Here is a 17,576-nt window from a genome sequence, read left to right on the forward strand (position 1 = left end):
CAACTTTTCGTTCGCAACCTTCTACTAGACCGTTGCGAACGGCGTTGCATAGCGTGAGTCGCCAGCGGGGTTACCGGCCGACTTCGGCGACGCCCCACAGGCAGATGGCGCTGTGGCTGACAAGGACTCGACCTGTCGGCGCAGCTCGTTGGATGGGTGAGGTCGTCGTGAACTTTTTCGTGCTACCGCCGGAGATCAACTCAGCTTTGATGTTCGCAGGGGCGGGGTCGGCTCCGATGACGGCCGCAGCGGATGCCTGGTGTGGGCTGGCCGACGATCTGCACTCGGCCGCACGCAGCTTCTCCTCGGTGACGCTCGGGCTCGTGGGCGAGTCCTGGCAGGGACCGTCGGCACAGGCGATGACGGGCGTGGCGCACACCTACGTCGGCTGGCTGAGCGCGGCGGCGGCGCAGGCCGAGCAGGCGGCAATTGGGGCCAACACCGTAGCCGCGGTGTTCGATGAGGCGCGTTCCGCTGTCGTGCATCCCGTCGTCGTGGCGTCGAATCGCTCCCAGCTGATCGCTTTGGTGGCGTCGAATCTGTTCGGACAGAACGCACCGGCTATCGCGGCCGCGGAGGCAACCTACGAGCAGCTCTGGGCTCAAGACGTCGCGGCCATGGCCGAATATCACGCTGCGGCGGCTGCCGCGATCGCGCCGCTGACTCCCTGGTACGTGACGCCGGAGGGTCTCTACATCAGCGTCGGCCAGATCGGGGGAACCATCAACATCACCCCGGGAAACGTCGGCGCGCTCAACCTCGGTCTCGGCAATGTCGGGGCGCTGAACCCCGGGTTCGGCAACAGCGGCAGCTACAACCTTGGCAGTGGCAACTTCGGGACGCTCAACCTCGGCAGCGGAAACGGCGCCTCGGGCAAGGGGAGTTCGGGGACTCCGCTTCCGGCCACCCTGAATCTCGGCAGCGGAAACCTGGGCAACTACAACCTGGGCAGCGGCAACCTCGGTGGGCTCAATCTCGGAAGCGGAAACGCCGGCGACGCCAACTTCGGACTCGGCAACCTCGGTAGTTCGAACCTCGGCAGCGGAAATCTCGGCAACTTGAACCTCGGCAGCGGCAATTGGGGCAGCCACAACCTGGGCAGCGGGAACACCGGTGATGGCAACTTCGGCCTGGGGAACACCGGCGACACCAACCTGGGGAGTGGAAACACGGGTTCCGCGAATGTTGGAAGCGGAAATCTGGGCAACGCCAATTTCGGTCTCGGCAATCTCGGCAGCAACAACATCGGGTTCGGCAACAAAGGCAACAACAACATCGGTTTCGGACTGTCTGGCGACAACCAGGTCGGCATCAACTTCGCGGGTTTGAACAGCGGCTCCGGAAACATCGGCCTGTTCAACTCGGGCACCAACAACATCGGCTTTTTCAACTCCGGCGACGACAACTGGGGCATCGCCAATTCCGGGGAGGGCGTGGGACCCCTCAGCCTCGAATTCGGCACGTCGGGCAAGTGGAACACCGGCATCGGCAACTCCGGATACCTGAACACCGGCCTGGGCAACTCCGGGAGTTACAGCACCGGGCTGTTCAACTCGGGATCCACCAACACGGGATTCTTCAACTCGGGCACCACCAACACCGGTTTGTTCAATTCCGGTGCCACCAACACCGGCTTGTTCAACTCGGGTGCCACCAACACCGGGTTCTTCGACTCGGGCACCGCGAACTTCGGTAGCTTCAACGGCGGCAGCACAAACACCGGCGGCTTCAACGCCGGTGATATCAACACCGGCTACGGCAACTCCGGAGGCGTCAACACGGGAATTCTCAACGGCGGCAATCTCAACACCGGAGCCGTCAGCCCGTTCAATCAAGCCTTTGCCAACTCGGGATTCTCCAACGCGATCGACGGAGAATTCGGCCGCGGCGGCTACAACCAGTCAGGGGTGGCGAATCAAGGCTTGAACAACTCAGGCATCGATTCCGCCGACAACATCGTCAGCATCATCGGTGGCCAGGTCATCCAGGGCACCATCGGCTCCTCCGGCTTCGAGAACCACGGTAACTTCGGCTCCGGCTTCCTCAATTCGGGAGCTTTCAGCTCGGGTTTCAGAAACACCGGGCCGACCTACACCGGTCCGGCGAATATGTCCGGTTTCGGCAACAGCACCGGCCAATTCATATCCGGCTTCTTCAATGCCGGCACCCTCGCCGAGGGTGCCCTCGTTCAATTCAATTCGGGCATCGCGAACTTGGGCAACGAGGTGTCGGGCTTCTTCAATGCGCAGAACCAAGAGTCCGGAATTTTCCACTGACATCCCGTCCCCAGTGACAAGCGGCTCGCAGATGGGGCGCGATCATCGCGACCGTGCGCTCGCTGTTGCGTGGACCGAGCAGCCCGCAACGCGACACCGGATGCGCACCACGGTGGTGACCGTCGGGGACGGGGGGCGATTCCGCATCACCCGGTTGGGCGAGGGCTGCGGGATTCCCGCGGTGCTACTGCCCGGGATGTTCGACAACCGGCGCCTATACCTGTGGCCGGGCGGTCTCGCGGAAGCCCTCGCCGACGCGGGATTCGACCCGTGGATCGTCGAACGACGCGGCACGGGCGACGTGGCACAGGCCTTCGGCACCAGGGCCGGCTGGGAAGAAATGGTTCGGGTCGACCTGCCGGCGGTCCAACGGCTGATTGCGGACGACACCGGCCGACCTGCGTTCTGGCTCGGGCATTCGTTCGGCGGTGTGGCGCTGGCCCGTGCTGCCGCGGAAACGCTGGACCGATCGGGACTTGCCGGCCTGGTACTGGTGAACTCCGCTGTCGACATCCCGTTGTTGGCCAACCGCGTTGTCAACGCGGCGGTGCGGTCACGGATCTGGAAGGGGGTCTTTCCATCGCGGCGGCTGCGCCTTGGCCCCGAAGACGAGCCGATCGCCGCGCTTGACGACGCCGTTGGCTGGGGTATCGCCGAGCGGTGCCGGGGCGACCTGTCGAGCATGCTCACGACGGTCGACGTTCCATTGCTCGCGATCACCGCCCCGCGCGACGGTGTGGCGCCCGCCTCGCGCACCCGGCGGATGGTGCGGCCGGCGGCCGGCCTGGACAGGCGAGTGCAATCCGCCGGTCGGGCGCATGGCTTCGCCCGCGATTACGCACATGCGAACACGCTGTTGCATCCCGTCGCACGGACGGACGTGTTTCCGTTCCTGGTCGACTGGCTCGTCGCTCGTAGTGGGCAGCTCGCCCCGGCGAAGGTGACCGCGCCGCAGTGCGCTGGTCGTCATCGGCTGCGGTTCAGGGCAACGCTCGATGTGCCTGTCGAGCAACTGTTCCGCATTCTGATTAGACACTGGGCAGTCCTGTGGCCGGTGCGCCAGCGCCGGGTGCGTGACGGGGTGGACGCCGCCGAACCCGATGGCTTGCGCTCGGTCCGAGCGCAACGCGTGCTGGGGATCTGGCGGATCCAGGAAGAGATTGTCACGTATCAGCCCCCGCGGCTCATCGAATACCGCACTATCAAAGGACCGGTACGAAATCATCTGGGCCGCATTGAACTTCGTTGCGCACCGGGTGGTGGCACAGTCGTGGACTACCGCGTAGGGTTCGATACGCCGGGATGGCTACCCGGGCGCATTGTTGCCCGCGTGCTCGACGGCACCTGGCGGCGGTGGAGTCTGCCCCGATTGAGGCGGCTCGCCACCACGATGCGCTGATTCAGCGGACGGACTTCACCAATCTCTGGTGCTCGGCGCACGCGTTCCGGTAACTCTCGGTGATTCTCTCTACCGCGTCGACGATATCGTCTGCGGCGTGGTTCGCCATCACCTGCATTCGGAAACGGGCCTGATCCCGGGGGACCGCAGGGTACTCGACGAGGTTCGCGACTAGGCCCTTGGCGTGCAACTGCCGACTGACGAGGCGGGCCATGCTCTCCGATCCCATCTTGACGCAGACGATGGGTGACGGATCGCCGTAGATGTCAAAGCCCGCACGTCCCAGACGTGTTCGCAACTGCAGGATATTGGCCATCAGTCGCTGCCTGAGCGACTCTCCTTCGGTGCTGTCGACGATATCGAAAGCCTTGAGGACGATCGCGGCCTGCACTGGCGAGAGCGCATTGGAGAACGTATTCGGCGAAGAATAGAACCGCAGGTATTCCTTGACCTTGCGGTGCTGGGCAGCCACGAAGCCGCCGTTGGATGCGAATGTCTTGGAGAACGATCCCATCACCAGATCGACTTTGCCGATCATGGATTGAACGCCCAGGTGCCCGCGCCCCCCTTTGCCGATGGCGCCGAGGTCGTGCGCCACGTCGACGACCAACGTCGCTCCGAATTCGCTTGCCAAGTCTTGCATTACGGTGATATCCGGCGTGTCGGAATCCATCGAGAACAGTGCTTCGGTCACCACCATGATCCCGCAATTCTTGTCCAGGGATCGGATGGCGTGCAGCTTCGCGCGGACGTCGTCGAGGTTGTTGTGGTCGAATAGGTGGATGTTGCGGGTTGCGGCCTGCGCGCCTTCCTGCAGGCAGGCGTGCGCCAGTCGGTCCATCACAATGTGGTCCGACGGGCGGACCAGACCTTTGACGACTCCGAAGCCCGCGGCCCATCCGGTGGGAAAGAGGCTGACATGCTCGGCATTGAGGAAGTCGGCGATCCGTTGTTCCAATGCCAGGGATACTGAGGTGTTGCCGACCAGGGCCGGCGATCCGGCGCTGTGTACGCCGTACTCTTCGATCGCGGCGCGCGCTGTGTCCTTGATTGCGGGGTGGCCGGACAGCGAAAGATAGTCCTGCGAGGCAAAATTGACCCCGGTCATCTTGCGGCCGTGATCGTCGTAAACCGTCGCGAACGGTCGGGGGCCCGCTTCGGTGGATCGGCCGTAGGACCACAACCCATGGGTGCGGCGCAGCTCCTGCCATTGGAAGAATGCATCAAGCCTGTCGATCAAGTCGCCACCGGAGGGTTGCCGAAAGTCGCGCAGACTGCCGCGGAGGCTGTAGTGCGGGACGCGGTCGCCGCGAAAGTCCACATCCACTTCGGTGAGGGGTTCTGACAAGGTCACTGCTTTACCTCCTGAGCCGCGAACTCGGATCGATCGGCCGAGCTTCCCGTCCTACCGGCGTCGGCCGCTTCTGCTTGCAGCGCAATGCATTCAGCGCACATTCGGCGGGGTATCACACTCCACCGACTCACTGTGATGCTGCCCACAGTGGGATGCTAGGTTCACGAATCGATAAACGTCCACCACGTAATTTGCAACAGTCGCTTGCTTTTCTCGCAACTGTGGAGGTGGACGCCCCAGGCCCGCCCGGGAGTCGCTGAAGCGCCTGTCAGACGGGGACTTTCAGTGCGCTCGCGATCACCGGCGCGGCCGGTGATCGGGTGTCGGCGGGCGGATTCCGCTGTCTTCTGCTTCCGAAACTGCCGCCGTCAGTGTGGTGCTGCGACACGACGCGTCGGCCAGGTCGGCGCGTCAGAGCCGTAAGGCACCAGCCGATCGGTGGTCGGAAGCGTCAGGTTGGAGAAGGTCACCGGCGGTGCGAGGTTGGTGACCGGCCCGTAGGCGGTGTCGATCGAGACGGTCTGTGCCGGATAGGTGTCTGTCTTGGGAAGGTCGGTGGCGCCGTCGTCTACCAGCCCGAATTCTTGAACCCACATCGCGCTGCGGGCCAGCGATACTTTGACGTGGTAGGAGCCGCCCTCAGTGGCGCGTCGATACAACGCCGCCATGATGCCCGCCGCCGCCAGGTATCCGGTGATCAGATCGGCGAGGTAGAAGACCGGGGAGAACCGGGGCGGACCGCCTTGACCTTCTGTCATCGCGAAACCCGTTGCCACCTGCGCGTTCTGGTCGAAACCGGGCCGGTCTTGCCAAGGGCCCCGGTGCCCGTACGCGGTGGCCGACATATAGACGAGTCCGCGGTTGCTCAGCGCCGCAAGTGAGCGCGGCCGCAGGTCGAATCGGGCATTCACGGTCGGCCGGTATGTCGAGGCGAATACGTCTGTGGTGGATGCCAGTTCGCGCATCGCTGCGAAGTCCTCGCTGCAGCGCAGGTCGAGATAAGCGTTGTGCTTGCCGACATCGGTGCCCAGATGTTGGGGAAGGGTGTCGGCGTGGAAGGGTGAGGTGATCCGAAGCACGTCGGCGCCATATTCTGCCAGGGTGCGGGTACTTCGGGGTCCCGCGAGCACATGGGTGAAATCCAGCACCCTGACTCCGTCGAGCGGCGACGAACCGCCGGCCTCGAATGGAATCGGTCGGCCATCAGCGATCTTGACGATTTCAATTGGCCCACTGGCGGTCAGCGCCCTCCCCTGAGGATGCCGGAGCCACTCGTCGCGAGTGAACGCGCGGCACGCTGGCAGGCCCATGTCGCTGAGGGCGTCCTCTAGTTGCTCGGCATCCCATTTGGCGATCTCCCGTGCCAGCGCGGCCCGACTATTGCCACAGTCGAAGAAGTTGAGGTAGCCCGACAGGAGTTTCGGGTAAGGCGGACCCGCTTCGATCATGATGTGACGCTTGTCGCGCGTCTGGAAGATCCCGTTGGTGGGCACATGTTCGGCGCCGACATTCTGCCGGAAGCGGCCCTGTCGGACGTAATGAGTTGGGTGCAGATAGTGCAGCGCATGGATGATGTCGGTGGAGACATCCGTACTCGTACCGTTGCGGTCCTGCCATATCGCGGCGCCCGCGGCGGCGATCAGCAGCAACGCGGTCGCCGAAGCTTCCCCGAGTCGATGGGGCGATGAGATCACCGGGTCACTGCCGTGCAGCACGGCGTCGCCGGTGAACCGGTCGGCCAGGCCAATGGCGTTGAGCAGATCCGTCAGCTGGCCCAATTCCCCAGCGCGCAGCCGGGACTCCCGTCGTGTTCGCATCCGTTTGACTTCCGTTAGTTGGCACTCCACCGGCTGTGACCTGGCAGAACCTCCGATGGCGCCACGGTAGCCCCGCCCGTAACCCTGCGTCTAGTAGATGCTTATGGAGAAAATCTTGCATCTCTCGCAACGGTATGTCCGATGCTTGTCACTTCGGCAAAGCGCAACGATCTTTCAAGAAGCTTCTGCTGGACGCCCTATGACGCGTCTGGTTACCGTTTTCCGGACGGCAGGCGACCACGAGACGAGGCTTCCGCGATGACGACCATCGACACTTCCCAACCAACCCGGAAACCGTTGAGCGCCAGTGATTTTCTCGCCATCGATTTGGGCCTGTCCGAAGACGAGCGGCTGATCCGCGACACGGTGCGCTATTTCGTCCGCCGAGACATGCTGGAACGCCTGCCCGAGGCATATGCCGCTGGTCGGCTGCCGGACGGGTTCCCTGCTGCGGCCGGAGATTTGGGTCTGCTCGGCATGCATCTGCGGGGCTACGGTTGTGCAGGTACGAACGCCGTTTCCTACGGACTGGCCTGCATGGAACTCGAAGCGGGTGACAGCGGCCTGCGCAGTTTCGTCTCGGTACAGGGGTCGCTTGCCATGTTCGCCATTTGGCGTTTCGGAAGCGAGTCGCAGAAACAGATGTGGCTCCCGGTGATGGCGCGTGGCTCGGCCATAGGTTGCTTCGGCCTGACCGAACCGGACGCCGGCAGCGATCCGGCCGGGATGCGCACCACCGCCAGGTTCGAGGACGGCCAGTGGGTGCTCAACGGCACCAAAATGTGGATCACTAACGGTGACATCGCCGATGTCGCCGTGGTTTGGGCCCGGGACTCCGACTGCATCCGTGGGTTCGTGGTGCCGCGGGGAACACCGGGCTTTGTGAGCCGCGAGATTCAGCACAAGATGTCGCTTCGGGCGTCGACAACGGGGGAGCTCGTGTTCGACAATTGCCGGCTGCCAGCCGAGGCCCTGTTGCCCGGCGCTGAGGGGTTGCGGGCACCGCTCGCGTGTCTGAACGAGGCCCGGTTCGGCATTGCCTGGGGAGCGGTTGGTGCGGCACGGGCGTGTTACGAGACCGCGCTTGACTACGCCGCCAGCCGCACTCAATTCGGCTCTCCCATAGCGGGATTCCAGCTTACCCAGGCCAAACTTGTTGACATGCTGACGCAGGTCAACAATTCTTACCTCCTTGCGATGCATCTCGGCCGACTCAAGGATGCCGGCCAGCTGCACCCCGAACAGGTCAGCTACGGCAAGCGGCACAACGTGCAACAGGCGCTCGATGTCTGCCGGACCGCGCGCACGATATTGGGGGCCAACGGCATCACGCTGGAGTACCCGGTGATGCGACACATGGCCAACCTCGAATCCGTGCTGACGTACGAAGGGACCGGCGAGATCCACACCCTCATCGTCGGCCATGCCATCACGGGCATACCGGCATTCCGTTAGGCCCCGAGCGCCGAAGGCGATGGATGACCGTCGCGTCCCGGTCTGCCGGCGCTGCCCCTGATGCCGAACATTCGGGCGTCTCCACCGACCCCGCCGGGTGCGCCGGGGCCGGATTCGCCGCCGCGGCCGCCACCCCTTCCGCCGTTTCCGCCCGTGCCGCCGGGACCGGCTGTCCCGCCGTTGCCGATCAGCCCGCTGCGCCCGCCCGATCCGCCGAATCCGCCGCAGCCGCCATTGCCGTTGACGGTCTCGCCCGCGGGGTTGACCGAGTTTCCGCCTTTGGCGCCGTCGCCACCGGCGCCACCGCAACCGCCGTGGCCCCAGAGCAATCCGGCACTGCCTCCGTCGCCTCCGTCAACACCGTCGCCACCGTCGCCGCCTCGTGATGCGGATGCCGACGTCACCGGCTGCCCCGCGCCTCCTCGACCGCCGTTTCCTCCGTTGCCACCAGTGCCGATCAAGCCCGAATGTCCGCCGCGGCCGGCGGATGCACCGAAGTAGCTGCCGCTGGCGCCGGCCACGACGCTGTGGTCCGGGCGAAACGACCCGCTATGCCCGCTGTCGCCACCGGGGCCGCCGTCTCCGCACAGCCAGCCGCCGCGCCCACCAACTCCCCCGTCACCGGCCCGTCCGCTGATTCCACCAACCTGGCCGCGCACTGTGGAGCCGGTGGCATCCCCGCCGTCACCGCCGTTGCCGCCGGCGCCACCACGGCCGAACAGCAGACCGCCGGGCCCGCCGTAGCCGCCCGCGCCGCCGTCGCCGCCACAGCGGGTCGAGCTGGATCCCTCACCGCCGGCGGTGCCGCCGTCGCCGCCTACTCCGCCGTTGCCACCGTGGCCGCAGATCCACCCGCCTGCGCCGCCGTCGCCTCCCCGACCACCCGGCAATCCCGGTTGACTGCCGATGCCGTCGATGCCAGCTCCGCCCCGGCCGCCGGTGCCGCCCGTGCCGAACAGACCGGCGGACCCGCCGTGGCCGCCGTTCTGCCCGGGAGCCCCGGAGCCGCCGCAGCCGCCGTGGCCGCACAGCCAACCGCCGTCGCCGCCGTCTTGGCCGGTGCCCGCCGCCCCGTCGGCGCCGTCGCCCAGCAGCGGTCGTCCGGTGAGGGCCAGCACCGGGTTAGTCAGCAGACTCTGCAGCGGTTGTGGTTGTGCACCGGTCCCGGCGTTGGCGTAGTGCTCGGCGCCGGCGGCGACGAGCTGAACGAAGTGCTGGTGGAAGGTGACCGCGGCGGCGCTGAATTCCTGATACTGGCGAGCGTGGGAGTTGAACAGCGCTGCCACGGCCGCCGAGACCGCGTCGCCGCCGGCGGCGATGGTCGCGGTGGTGGGTCTGCTGACGGCCGCGCTGAGCGCAGCCGCGGCAGTGCTGAAAATCGTCGGTGAGGCAGTAACTTTCGGCATCGGTGTTCCTACGGTCAAGCTGTCGGACGCGAAGAGCGCCCATGTCAGCTCACGCTAGAAGTGCCGATACCACGCGTCCAGTAGAAGATTCCGAATCTAACGTTGCATCTGGTGCAAAGTACGCGGTCTTGCCGCTCCGCCGTGTCGATACACCGGGTGTGGGCCCCGGCCATACAATGGCGTTCATCCGGCAACCGGTGAGGAGTCACGTGGATCTGGAGCGCATCACTCACCCATTGCGACTGGCACGGGGATCGCACCAACCGGGCTCCTCCAAAGGCTGTGCGATGAACGTTATTTCGTACATCAACGGCGACGAGCAGATCACCGACTTTCCCGCGACCTCGGCGCGTCCGCTGGCCGCGTTCGTCCAATTGTGCAACGACCAGCTCGCCGGGCCCGACGGCTATTTGGCTCCGCAGGACGCCGTGCTCGCCATCGACCTGGGCTGGCTGACGGTCGGGACCGCGGAGGTTGGCGAGACTGTCATTCGGTCCTGGGTGTCCAAGCTGTTGGTCAGCCCTCCGTGGGGCGTGGTGCGTTATGCGGATCATGCTGCGGCCGCCGTGATTTCGGAAATCGCCGAACTGCATCGAACGCTGCCTCCCGGTGAGATGCCCGACATCGCCAGCTGGGACAGGGCGGCTCGGGTCGCCCGGGAGATCAGCGCGAAGATGGCTCCCGGCGCCGAGAGATACGCCGTCCGCGCCGCATATCAATCGACGTCTTTGTCCGATGTTGAGGCATGGGACACGCTGGATGCCGTGACCGGCAATGCCCTGCGCGCCCATCGGTTGGCGAACTTGGACAACGGCGCGGGCCGCATCATCGAGATGACGCGTCATGCAATCCGGTCCTGGCGGCGGTTGGCCGGCCTTTCGGTTGTCGGCAACGTCGTCCCCGCTTCGGTGGGCAGGGCGCTGGCAAGCAAAGGGGCCGCGTAGGTCCTCCGCACGCTCATTCGCGGGCCCGCGTTGCTCGAATGTATACCATAGGGGGTATGGTATGTCGTAGGACTGAAAGGAGTCGACGCCATGCCCGACGAATCGCCCGGAGCACCGGTGACCATCTGGTTCGACCCGGTGTGCCCATTTTCGTGGAACACCGCCCGCTGGCTGAGAGCTGTTGCCGACAAGACCGGCGTGGTCATCGAGTGGCGGCTGATGAGCCTGTCGGTGCTGAACGAGGGCAGGGAAATGCCACCCCAGCAGCAGTCCCGGATGCGTGATTCCGAGCGAATTGGACGGCTGATGGCCGCAATTCGCGACCAGCACGGCAATGCCGGTCTTGCGAATGCGTATTTCGCATTCGCCGAGCGATACCTCGACCGGTCCGAACCGATCGACGACCGGCTCATCGGGCAGGTGCTGGATGCCGTGAAATCCTGGGACGTCACGATCGACGTGCTGTCAGACTCGTCGTGGGACGAACTCGTCTGGCGCAGCCATCAGGCCGGGCAGGACGCTCTCGGTGAAACCGGAGGCAGCCCGATCGTGCGCATCAATGGCCACAGTTTCTTCGGTCCGGTGCTGACCGCCCCGCCGGATCCGGAGATGGTTGAGACGCTGTTCGATGCGGTGGGAGCGTTGGGTGCGATCCCGCAGTTCGCCCAATTGCAACGACCACGCAGCGGTTAAGGCCCAGGGGGTTTCGGATGTGTCACGCGGTGCGATGCCGAGTCTGCGGCAAGACCACCTGGGCCGGTTGCGGCCTGCACGTGCAGGCGGTCCGGCGCACCGTGCCCGCCGACCAGTGGTGCGACGGACACGAGCTATCCGAACCCTCCCGCCCGCGCCCGGGCTTGTTCGGTAAGAAGCGGTGGTGAGGGCTTACCGGATGGCCAGCCCGGTCAGCGCTCGCGAAATCACCAGACGCTGAATCTCACTGGTGCCTTCGAAGATGGTGAAGATCTTCGCGTCGCGGTGCATACGTTCGACCGGGTAGTCACGGGTGTAGCCGTTGCCGCCCAGGATCTGGATGGCCTCGTCGGTGACGTAGACCGCGGTCTCGCTGGCCACCAGTTTGGCCATCGAGCCTTCCGCCGCTTCGAAGTTCTGGTTGTTGCGGGCCATCCAGCCGGCCCGCCACACCAGCAGGCGAGCGGCGTCGATGCGGCTCTTCATGTCGGCCAGCTTGAACGCGACGGCCTGGAATTCTCCGATCTTGCGGCCGAATTGCTCACGCTGACTGGCGTATTCCAGTGCGTACTCATAGGCCGCCCGGGCCACCCCGACGGCCATGGCACCGACGGTGGGCCGGGTGCGTTCGAAGGTCTTCATGGCCGCCTGGCCGCCCGCGGAGGCGCCGGACTTCACCCGGGCGATGCGTGCCTCGAACTTCTCCCGGCCGCCGAGAATCGCGTCCTCTGGCAGGCGGACATTGTCGAGCACCACCTCGGCGGTGTGCGAGGCGCGGATGCCGTGCTTCTTGAATTTCTGGCCCTGGGCAAGGCCTTTGGTGTCGGGGCCGATGACAAAGCTGGCCTGGCCGCGGGTGCCCAGTTCGGGATAGACCGACGCCACCACGATGTGCACGTTGGCGATTCCGCCGTTGGTGGCCCAGGTCTTGGTGCCGTTGAGCACCCACTCGCGCGCCGCCTCGTCGTAGCGGGCGCGGGTGCGGATGCCGCCGACGTCCGAGCCCGCGTCGGGCTCGGACGAGCAGAACGCGGCCAGCTTCGGTTCCTCGGCGGTACCGAACATCTCCGGAAGCCACTGACCCAACTGTTCGGGAGTTCCGTTGCCCGCCAGTGCCGCTGCGGCCAGCCCGGTGCCCATGATGGACAGCGCGATGCCGGCATCGCCCCAGAACATCTCCTCGAACGTGGTGAGCATGCCTAGCCCGGTCTCCTCGGCGGCCTGCTGTGCCATGAAGTCCGGCGAGTACAGACCCACCTTGGCGGCCTCCTGGATCACCGGCCAGGGCGTCTCCTCCCGCTCGTCCCACTCGGCCGCCGCCGGGCGGATGACGTCAGCGGCGAACTTGTGCACCCAGTCGCGCACCTCGATCACGTCGTCGCTGAGTTGCATGGAAAATGTCACGGTTCTTCTCCTGTGTTTCGGGGGGTGCGGTAATGCGTGAGGACGCTGACGGTCTGGTTGACCCACGCCTCGAAATAGCGGTCTTCGTCGATGTTGCCGGGCAGCCGTCCGGTGAGCGCCTGAAGTGTTGCGGCGTAGGACAACGAGCCGATCGCGGTGGCCGCCGTCGCATCTGGATCGGGGATCTGGGTGCGGCCGGAAGTGTTGGACGCGGTGAGCTCGTCGGCGAACCGTTGGTAGGCGTTGTCGGTGATGACCTGCCAGGTCTTCTCGTCGAGATCGCCGAGTTCGTCGGGCTCGCGCAGCATGACCTTGAGCAGGTCCTCGCTCTGCTTGAAGTTGCCCCAGATCAGCTGACCCGCAGTGCGTACCGCGTCGTCCAGGCTGGTCGGCTCTCTCGCGTCGTATTGCTCCCGAGCGGCAACGATCCGGTCGATGCGGTGGGTCACCGCGGCTTCGAGGAGTTCACGCTTGGAGCCGAAGTGCTTGTACAGCGCTCCAGACCCCGGTGCCAGGCCGGCGGCGCGCTGGATGTCGGCCACCGACGTTGCCGCATAACCCTTGGCGGCGAACAGTTTCAGCGCCTCGGCCAGCAGCCGGTCGCGTCCGCGGGTCGGCTCGGTGACCATGGTGAGAGAGTACTCACTCACCATGGCGGGAGGCAAATCCGCAAGTGACTCAGATGACGGCGAGCTCGTCGGGAAGTTCCTCACCCAGGACGGCCTGCGACAGCAATTCGCCGAGCAGGGGCCCGAACTTCATCAGATTGGCGCCGACGAACGCCAGGACGCGGCCACGCCGTGCGAGGCACCAGCCGTCGCCGCCGTCGTCAAGCCAGGCCGCGCGCGCCGTCACGCAATCGACCCGGCTCACCGGGGTCAACGACGGGAACAACTGTCGCACGACCGCCGGGTCCGGGTCGCCCTGGCCGAAGGCCCACCGGCCCGTGCTACCGATTGGCAGTCCGTAACCTTCGGGTGCAGACAGACACGCCGCGCCGGAAGCGGACCCGCCTTCGTAGGTGAAGCGGGTGTGGGGGAAAAATTCGATCCCGAGCGGACCGTAAAGTTCCGGCGTCTTCACTCCTGCGCAAATCAGCACACGGTCGGCTCGCAGGACAGTGCCGTCCGCGAGCGTGGTCGATCCGTCGTCGGCGACCGAAACGACCTCGCCGCGTCGAAGTGTCACCCGGGCGGCCAGGGCCTCCAGCGCACGCCGAATGCGTAGGGCGCCGCCACCGGGATCGTAAACACCGACTTCCCAGGGGTTTTGTAGAAAAGGAACTAGCGCCGTGACCTGAGCTCGGTCGAGCCAAGAATACGCGGCGCCAGCTTCCGTCATGGCGGAGGCAACGGCGTCGAGCGCCCCGGTGGTGACAAATCCTTCCGAACCGAGCAACCTAAGCCCGAACTCGAATTCCCAACGCCGCCAACCTTCCCGGGCGCGCTGAGCCAGACCGCAGAGCGCGGCGCGCCGGTGGGCGATGCGAAAGATCCGAGCTAGTCCGGTGGACTGTTCGCCGAATGGCTCCCCGCGCTCGGTCACGATCGGACGCTCGCCGCGGCGCGTCAGTTCGTAGGCGGTGGCGAGGCCGCAGATGCCCGCACCGACGATGACGATCATGCTCAGAAGTAGAAACCGGCGTACGGCGCATCGGGCACCGCGAACAGCCGGTCGGCGGCGGCGAGCATGCCGGCATCGTCGGCCTGGACCAGGCCGGCGACCGCGAGGCTACGCCAGCTGGTGTCGCCGAGCAGCACGGTGCCGAGTCCTTCGATGCCGACCCGTAGCTGCGGCCGCTGGTCCGTCGGCGCAGCACCGTCACCGGTGATGGCGAAGGTGGACGAATTACGTTGTAGCAGTGGGTCGGTGACCGAGATGACGATGGTGTCGTCGCCGGCGTAGCTGCGCGCGGCGAGCGCCCGATGCACATCGACGATGCGCAGCCAGGTCTCGTCGTGCACTGCGGTGATCTTTGCTGCGCGTCGGTCCAGCAGCAGCAGCGGCAGCGGATCGTCCACAGGCATCATCCAGAAGACCACGCGGTCAATGAGGTCGAGCCCGAACAGGAAGCGCAACAGCCCGAGATGGGCATCGACGGTGGGCGCGAAGAAGTCTTCGACCACGATGGTGCGCTGGTCGCTGACGAACCACTGCTCGGTGTCGATCGGACGGTATCGGGCGAACCCGGACTCGGACCCGGGCTTGCCGTGCACGGCGACATAGGCTGGGCCTGGCGACGATTCGCCTCGCAGACGGCGTGCCTGCCACCACACCGCGGGGCGGTCGATCGTTCCGGGCCGCACCGGCCGATGCTCGCAGTAGATGCGCGACAGCGTGTCCCACGCGCCGGTCGCATCCAGCAGCCGGACCGGGCCACCGGTGCCCAAGTCTGGACGAAACGCCGCCCGCGCGGTCTGAACTTCGACGGTTTGCGTCGAACTGGCCACGCCGTAGCCGTAGCGGCCGTAGATCGTGGCCTCCGATGCGCGCAGCGTCGCGACCACTTCTCCGCGAGCGGCGAAGTCGTGCAGTTGATGGTGGACCAGGTCGGTGGCCAGGCCGCGGCGGGTGAACGACGGCAGCACCCCGATGTGCGTCACCGCGGCGTGGCTGACGAGTGCGCCACCGGGAAGCGTCAGCCGGCTCGTCACGGCGTCGGCGGTGCCGACCAGTTGATCGTCGACGAATGCGCCGATCACGCGGCCAGGTTCGAGCAGTGTGGCGATCTGCCCGGGCTGCAGGTTGGGCGGTGGAAACCCGATCATTGCGGCGCGAAAGACATTCGCCGCAGCCAGGAATTCGTCCTCGCGCTCGAGCACGCGGATGTCGGAGCCCATTAGGCCATCATGCCGCGCTCACTCCGGAAGTCGACGATTCGGCTCTGCGTTGACGGCGCTACCCACTCGAACTTCCCCACCCGCAGCGCAGGGTGAACCCGTCCACCAGGCCAGCGCAGCCCGCCACGCCGCCCCGTCGGCCGACGGGCCGGCCCAGGCCACATACCCGTCGGGACGCACCAGCAGCGCCGGGCCACTGTCGGCCCGCTGCGCCTGAGCCAGCTCGGTGTCCAGCCGTGCAGCGTCGCGCTCGCGAATCAACAGAAAGCCGGGTGAGCGCTGAATCTCGCAGACGCCGCTCGCCGTCAGCGGAATCTGCGTCGCACGGGTGCCTACCAGCGGGCTCTGCCCGCGTCTGCGCCGGTAGCGCAATGTGGTTCCCGCAAAGCTGCCGGCCACCGCGTCACGCACCCGGGGCATCCGAAGCAGCCTGGGCGCCAGAAAGTTTCGCGCCGCACGCGCCGGGCGCGGATGCAGCGTCACCCCCCGCGCCAGCAGGCCGGACTGGAACAGCACCCGCTTGGCGATCGGATGGCGCTCGTCATGGTAGGTGTCCAGGACGGCGTCATCGGCGCCGCCCAGCCCCGCGTCGATCTTCCACGCCAGGTTCACCGCATCCTGAATGCCGGTGTTCATGCCCTGGCCGCCCATCGGCGAGTGCACGTGTGCGGCGTCACCGGCGAGGAACACCCGGCCGTGCCGGTAGTTCCTGACTTGCCTTTCGTCGCAATGGAACCGCGACTTCCAAGCCACTTCCTGCACCCCGAGGTCGACACCCATCGCCTGACCGAGGATGCCGACGATTTCGTCGTCGGTCACAGACTCGGTGTCGGGCACCTGATGGTGGCGATCCCACACCATGGCGCGGTACCAGGAATCCCGGTTGTAGGGGGCCAGGAACGCGAACATGTCTCGCGTGCTGCCCACCTTCAACCCCTCGCGGACCGGCGCCTGTGCGAGCTTGACATCGGCCAGCACGATCGACGACAAGATCGTCTTGCCGGGAAAATCGGCACCCACCAACGTGCGAACGGTGCTGTGCGCACCGTCGGCCGCAATCACATACCGTGCGCGCCAACACTCGTCGCCGTGGGTGGTCACGCTCACCCCGTCGGCATCCTGATCGAGCCCGGTGACCTCGACACCACGCCGGATCTCGGCGCCCTGCGCGACGGCGTAACCACGCAGCGCCGCATCGACTTTGGTCTGCGGGGTGATCATCACGAATTGGTACGGCGAGTCCAGGTGTGTGAGGTCGATGCGCGCGCCGCCGAAGATCGCGACGCCCGGCGCCCGGTACGCATCGGCGAGCAGCTCGTCGGCCAGGCCGCGCGCGTCGAGAACTTCGAGGGTGCGTGCCATCGTGGCGAACGCCCGGCTGGCCGGGTTGACAGAGGGCCAGCGCTCCAGCACCGCGACCGATCGTCCGGCCCGGGCCAGGTCGCCCGCGGCGGTCAGTCCGGTCGGTCCGGCGCCGACGACGACGACGTCAACATCGTGACTGGTCATCGCGCCATCGCCTCCGGGTACCAGCGGCGGATGTCGTCCGGCGTGGACTGGGCGCCCCGGTTGAAGACGAACCGGCAGCCGGGTTGGCTGACGTGCGCCGCGTTGACGATCGACTCGAACAGCAGCGTGTTGCTCGCGACCAGCCGAACGCCGGCGCCGATGAGCACCGCGTCGTAGTGACCGGCTTCCAGCCATTGCCGGGCTTTACTGGCCCCCGCTTCGCCGAAGTCGATCAGGCAGTTGTCGACGCGATAACCGGCCGCACGCAGCGCTGCGACGTTGTCGTCGTTGGCCGCCCGCAGCCGCTCTTTGGTCAGCCCCTGGAACTGCGCGAAGTCGGGCGAGGAGTAGTCGATCACCTCGGGGTCGAGGCCGATCTGGATGGCGGTGACGGGCACGGCCGTAACCTCCTGTCTTGAGTTCAACAACTGTTGAATCTGAGGCTAGACCCTGCCCTAGATCGTGTCAACAGTCGTTGA

15 protein-coding genes are annotated in these 17,576 nt (G+C 66.0%); 6 read left to right on the forward strand and 9 right to left on the reverse strand.

Going from position 1 to position 17,576, the window contains the following annotated elements; genetic code table 11:
- The first annotated feature begins 152 nt into the window (after nt 1–152).
- Together JX552_RS00930 and JX552_RS00935 are read left to right on the forward strand one after the other, a co-directional pair.
- Complete coding sequence (locus JX552_RS00930; RefSeq protein WP_241010836.1) at nt 153–2,276, forward strand: PPE family protein; 2,124 nt, start codon at nt 153–155, stop codon at nt 2,274–2,276.
- Between the two features lie 31 nt (nt 2,277–2,307).
- Entirely contained in the window at nt 2,308–3,675 is a 1,368-nt protein-coding gene (locus tag JX552_RS00935) for a serine aminopeptidase domain-containing protein (protein ID WP_205875676.1), read from the forward strand.
- A 1-nt stretch (nt 3,676) separates the two neighbouring features.
- Here JX552_RS00935 and JX552_RS00940 read toward each other — a convergent pair whose 3' ends face one another.
- Nucleotides 3,677–5,023: an aminotransferase class I/II-fold pyridoxal phosphate-dependent enzyme gene (locus JX552_RS00940; RefSeq protein WP_205875677.1), complete on the reverse strand. Its 1,347-nt coding sequence runs from the start codon at nt 5,021–5,023 to the stop codon at nt 3,677–3,679.
- Nucleotides 5,024–5,397: 374 nt separating this feature from the next.
- Nucleotides 5,398–6,846: a CoA transferase gene (locus JX552_RS00945; RefSeq protein WP_205875678.1), complete on the reverse strand. Its 1,449-nt coding sequence runs from the start codon at nt 6,844–6,846 to the stop codon at nt 5,398–5,400.
- Between the two features lie 258 nt (nt 6,847–7,104).
- Between JX552_RS00945 and JX552_RS00950 the strand changes: the two genes are divergently transcribed.
- Entirely contained in the window at nt 7,105–8,301 is a 1,197-nt protein-coding gene (locus tag JX552_RS00950) for an acyl-CoA dehydrogenase family protein (protein ID WP_205875679.1), read from the forward strand.
- On the opposite strand, the gene JX552_RS33090 is transcribed toward JX552_RS00950, so the two are convergent.
- Entirely contained in the window at nt 8,298–9,707 is a 1,410-nt protein-coding gene (locus tag JX552_RS33090; protein ID WP_205875680.1) for a PE family protein, read from the reverse strand. The two genes, JX552_RS00950 and JX552_RS33090, sit on opposite strands and share 4 nt — an antisense overlap.
- A gap of 287 nt (nt 9,708–9,994) precedes the next feature.
- Here JX552_RS33090 and JX552_RS00960 point away from each other — a divergent pair, with 287 nt between their 5' ends.
- The 3 genes from JX552_RS00960 (at nt 9,995) to JX552_RS34395 (ending at nt 11,532) form a co-directional block, all read left to right on the forward strand.
- Nucleotides 9,995–10,651, forward strand: coding sequence for a hypothetical protein (locus JX552_RS00960; RefSeq protein WP_205875681.1), 657 nt, complete (start codon nt 9,995–9,997; stop codon nt 10,649–10,651).
- A gap of 90 nt (nt 10,652–10,741) precedes the next feature.
- Nucleotides 10,742–11,344 carry a mycothiol-dependent nitroreductase Rv2466c family protein gene (locus JX552_RS00965; RefSeq protein WP_205875682.1) on the forward strand — a complete coding sequence of 201 codons (603 nt, stop codon included), beginning with the start codon at nt 10,742–10,744 and terminating at the stop codon, nt 11,342–11,344.
- A 17-nt stretch (nt 11,345–11,361) separates the two neighbouring features.
- Nucleotides 11,362–11,532, forward strand: a complete 171-nt coding sequence (locus tag JX552_RS34395) for a hypothetical protein (RefSeq protein WP_488663602.1) — start codon at nt 11,362–11,364, stop codon at nt 11,530–11,532.
- Between the two features lie 4 nt (nt 11,533–11,536).
- On the opposite strand, the gene JX552_RS00970 is transcribed toward JX552_RS34395, so the two are convergent.
- The 6 genes from JX552_RS00970 to JX552_RS00995 are packed head-to-tail and all read right to left on the reverse strand — an operon-like array spanning nt 11,537 to nt 17,495.
- Nucleotides 11,537–12,748, reverse strand: a complete 1,212-nt coding sequence (locus JX552_RS00970) for an acyl-CoA dehydrogenase family protein (protein WP_205875683.1) — start codon at nt 12,746–12,748, stop codon at nt 11,537–11,539.
- Nucleotides 12,745–13,377, reverse strand: coding sequence for a TetR/AcrR family transcriptional regulator (locus JX552_RS00975; RefSeq protein ID WP_205875684.1), 633 nt, complete (start codon nt 13,375–13,377; stop codon nt 12,745–12,747). The genes JX552_RS00970 and JX552_RS00975 overlap by 4 nt, the downstream gene beginning before the upstream one ends.
- 49 nt (nt 13,378–13,426) lie before the next feature.
- A complete protein-coding gene (locus JX552_RS00980; RefSeq protein WP_205875685.1) occupies nt 13,427–14,371 on the reverse strand; it encodes an NAD(P)/FAD-dependent oxidoreductase in 945 nt (314 codons plus the stop codon).
- A 2-nt stretch (nt 14,372–14,373) separates the two neighbouring features.
- Nucleotides 14,374–15,588, reverse strand: a complete 1,215-nt coding sequence (locus JX552_RS00985; protein ID WP_205875686.1) for a GNAT family N-acetyltransferase — start codon at nt 15,586–15,588, stop codon at nt 14,374–14,376.
- Nucleotides 15,589–15,606: 18 nt separating this feature from the next.
- The gene (locus JX552_RS00990; RefSeq protein WP_205875687.1) at nt 15,607–17,097 is read right to left on the reverse strand and encodes an FAD-dependent oxidoreductase; all 1,491 of its coding nucleotides are present in this window, start codon (nt 17,095–17,097) and stop codon (nt 15,607–15,609) included.
- On the reverse strand, nt 17,094–17,495 hold the full coding sequence (locus JX552_RS00995) for a hypothetical protein (protein ID WP_205875688.1): 402 nt from the start codon (nt 17,493–17,495) through the stop codon (nt 17,094–17,096). The genes JX552_RS00990 and JX552_RS00995 overlap by 4 nt, the downstream gene beginning before the upstream one ends.
- Nucleotides 17,496–17,576 lie beyond the last annotated feature (81 nt).

Origin of the sequence: Mycobacterium gordonae, assembly GCF_017086405.1 — a bacterium.
Classification (GTDB): domain Bacteria; phylum Actinomycetota; class Actinomycetes; order Mycobacteriales; family Mycobacteriaceae; genus Mycobacterium; species Mycobacterium gordonae_D.

Bases quoted from the DNA above. Each gene is read 5' to 3' on its own strand.
- JX552_RS00980 (WP_205875685.1), bottom strand. From the start codon at position 14,371: ATGATCGTCATCGTCGGTGCGGGCATCTGCGGCCTCGCCACCGCCTAC.
- JX552_RS00950 (WP_205875679.1), top strand. From the start codon at position 7,105: ATGACGACCATCGACACTTCCCAACCAACCCGGAAACCGTTGAGCGCC.
- JX552_RS00985 (WP_205875686.1), bottom strand. From the start codon at position 15,588: ATGGGCTCCGACATCCGCGTGCTCGAGCGCGAGGACGAATTCCTGGCT.
- JX552_RS34395 (WP_488663602.1), top strand. From the start codon at position 11,362: ATGTGTCACGCGGTGCGATGCCGAGTCTGCGGCAAGACCACCTGGGCC.
- JX552_RS00965 (WP_205875682.1), top strand. From the start codon at position 10,742: ATGCCCGACGAATCGCCCGGAGCACCGGTGACCATCTGGTTCGACCCG.
- JX552_RS00935 (WP_205875676.1), top strand. From the start codon at position 2,308: ATGGGGCGCGATCATCGCGACCGTGCGCTCGCTGTTGCGTGGACCGAG.
- JX552_RS00975 (WP_205875684.1), bottom strand. From the start codon at position 13,377: ATGGTCACCGAGCCGACCCGCGGACGCGACCGGCTGCTGGCCGAGGCG.
- JX552_RS00960 (WP_205875681.1), top strand. From the start codon at position 9,995: ATGAACGTTATTTCGTACATCAACGGCGACGAGCAGATCACCGACTTT.
- JX552_RS00990 (WP_205875687.1), bottom strand. From the start codon at position 17,097: ATGACCAGTCACGATGTTGACGTCGTCGTCGTCGGCGCCGGACCGACC.
- JX552_RS00945 (WP_205875678.1), bottom strand. From the start codon at position 6,846: ATGCGAACACGACGGGAGTCCCGGCTGCGCGCTGGGGAATTGGGCCAG.
- JX552_RS00930 (WP_241010836.1), top strand. From the start codon at position 153: ATGGGTGAGGTCGTCGTGAACTTTTTCGTGCTACCGCCGGAGATCAAC.
- JX552_RS33090 (WP_205875680.1), bottom strand. From the start codon at position 9,707: ATGCCGAAAGTTACTGCCTCACCGACGATTTTCAGCACTGCCGCGGCT.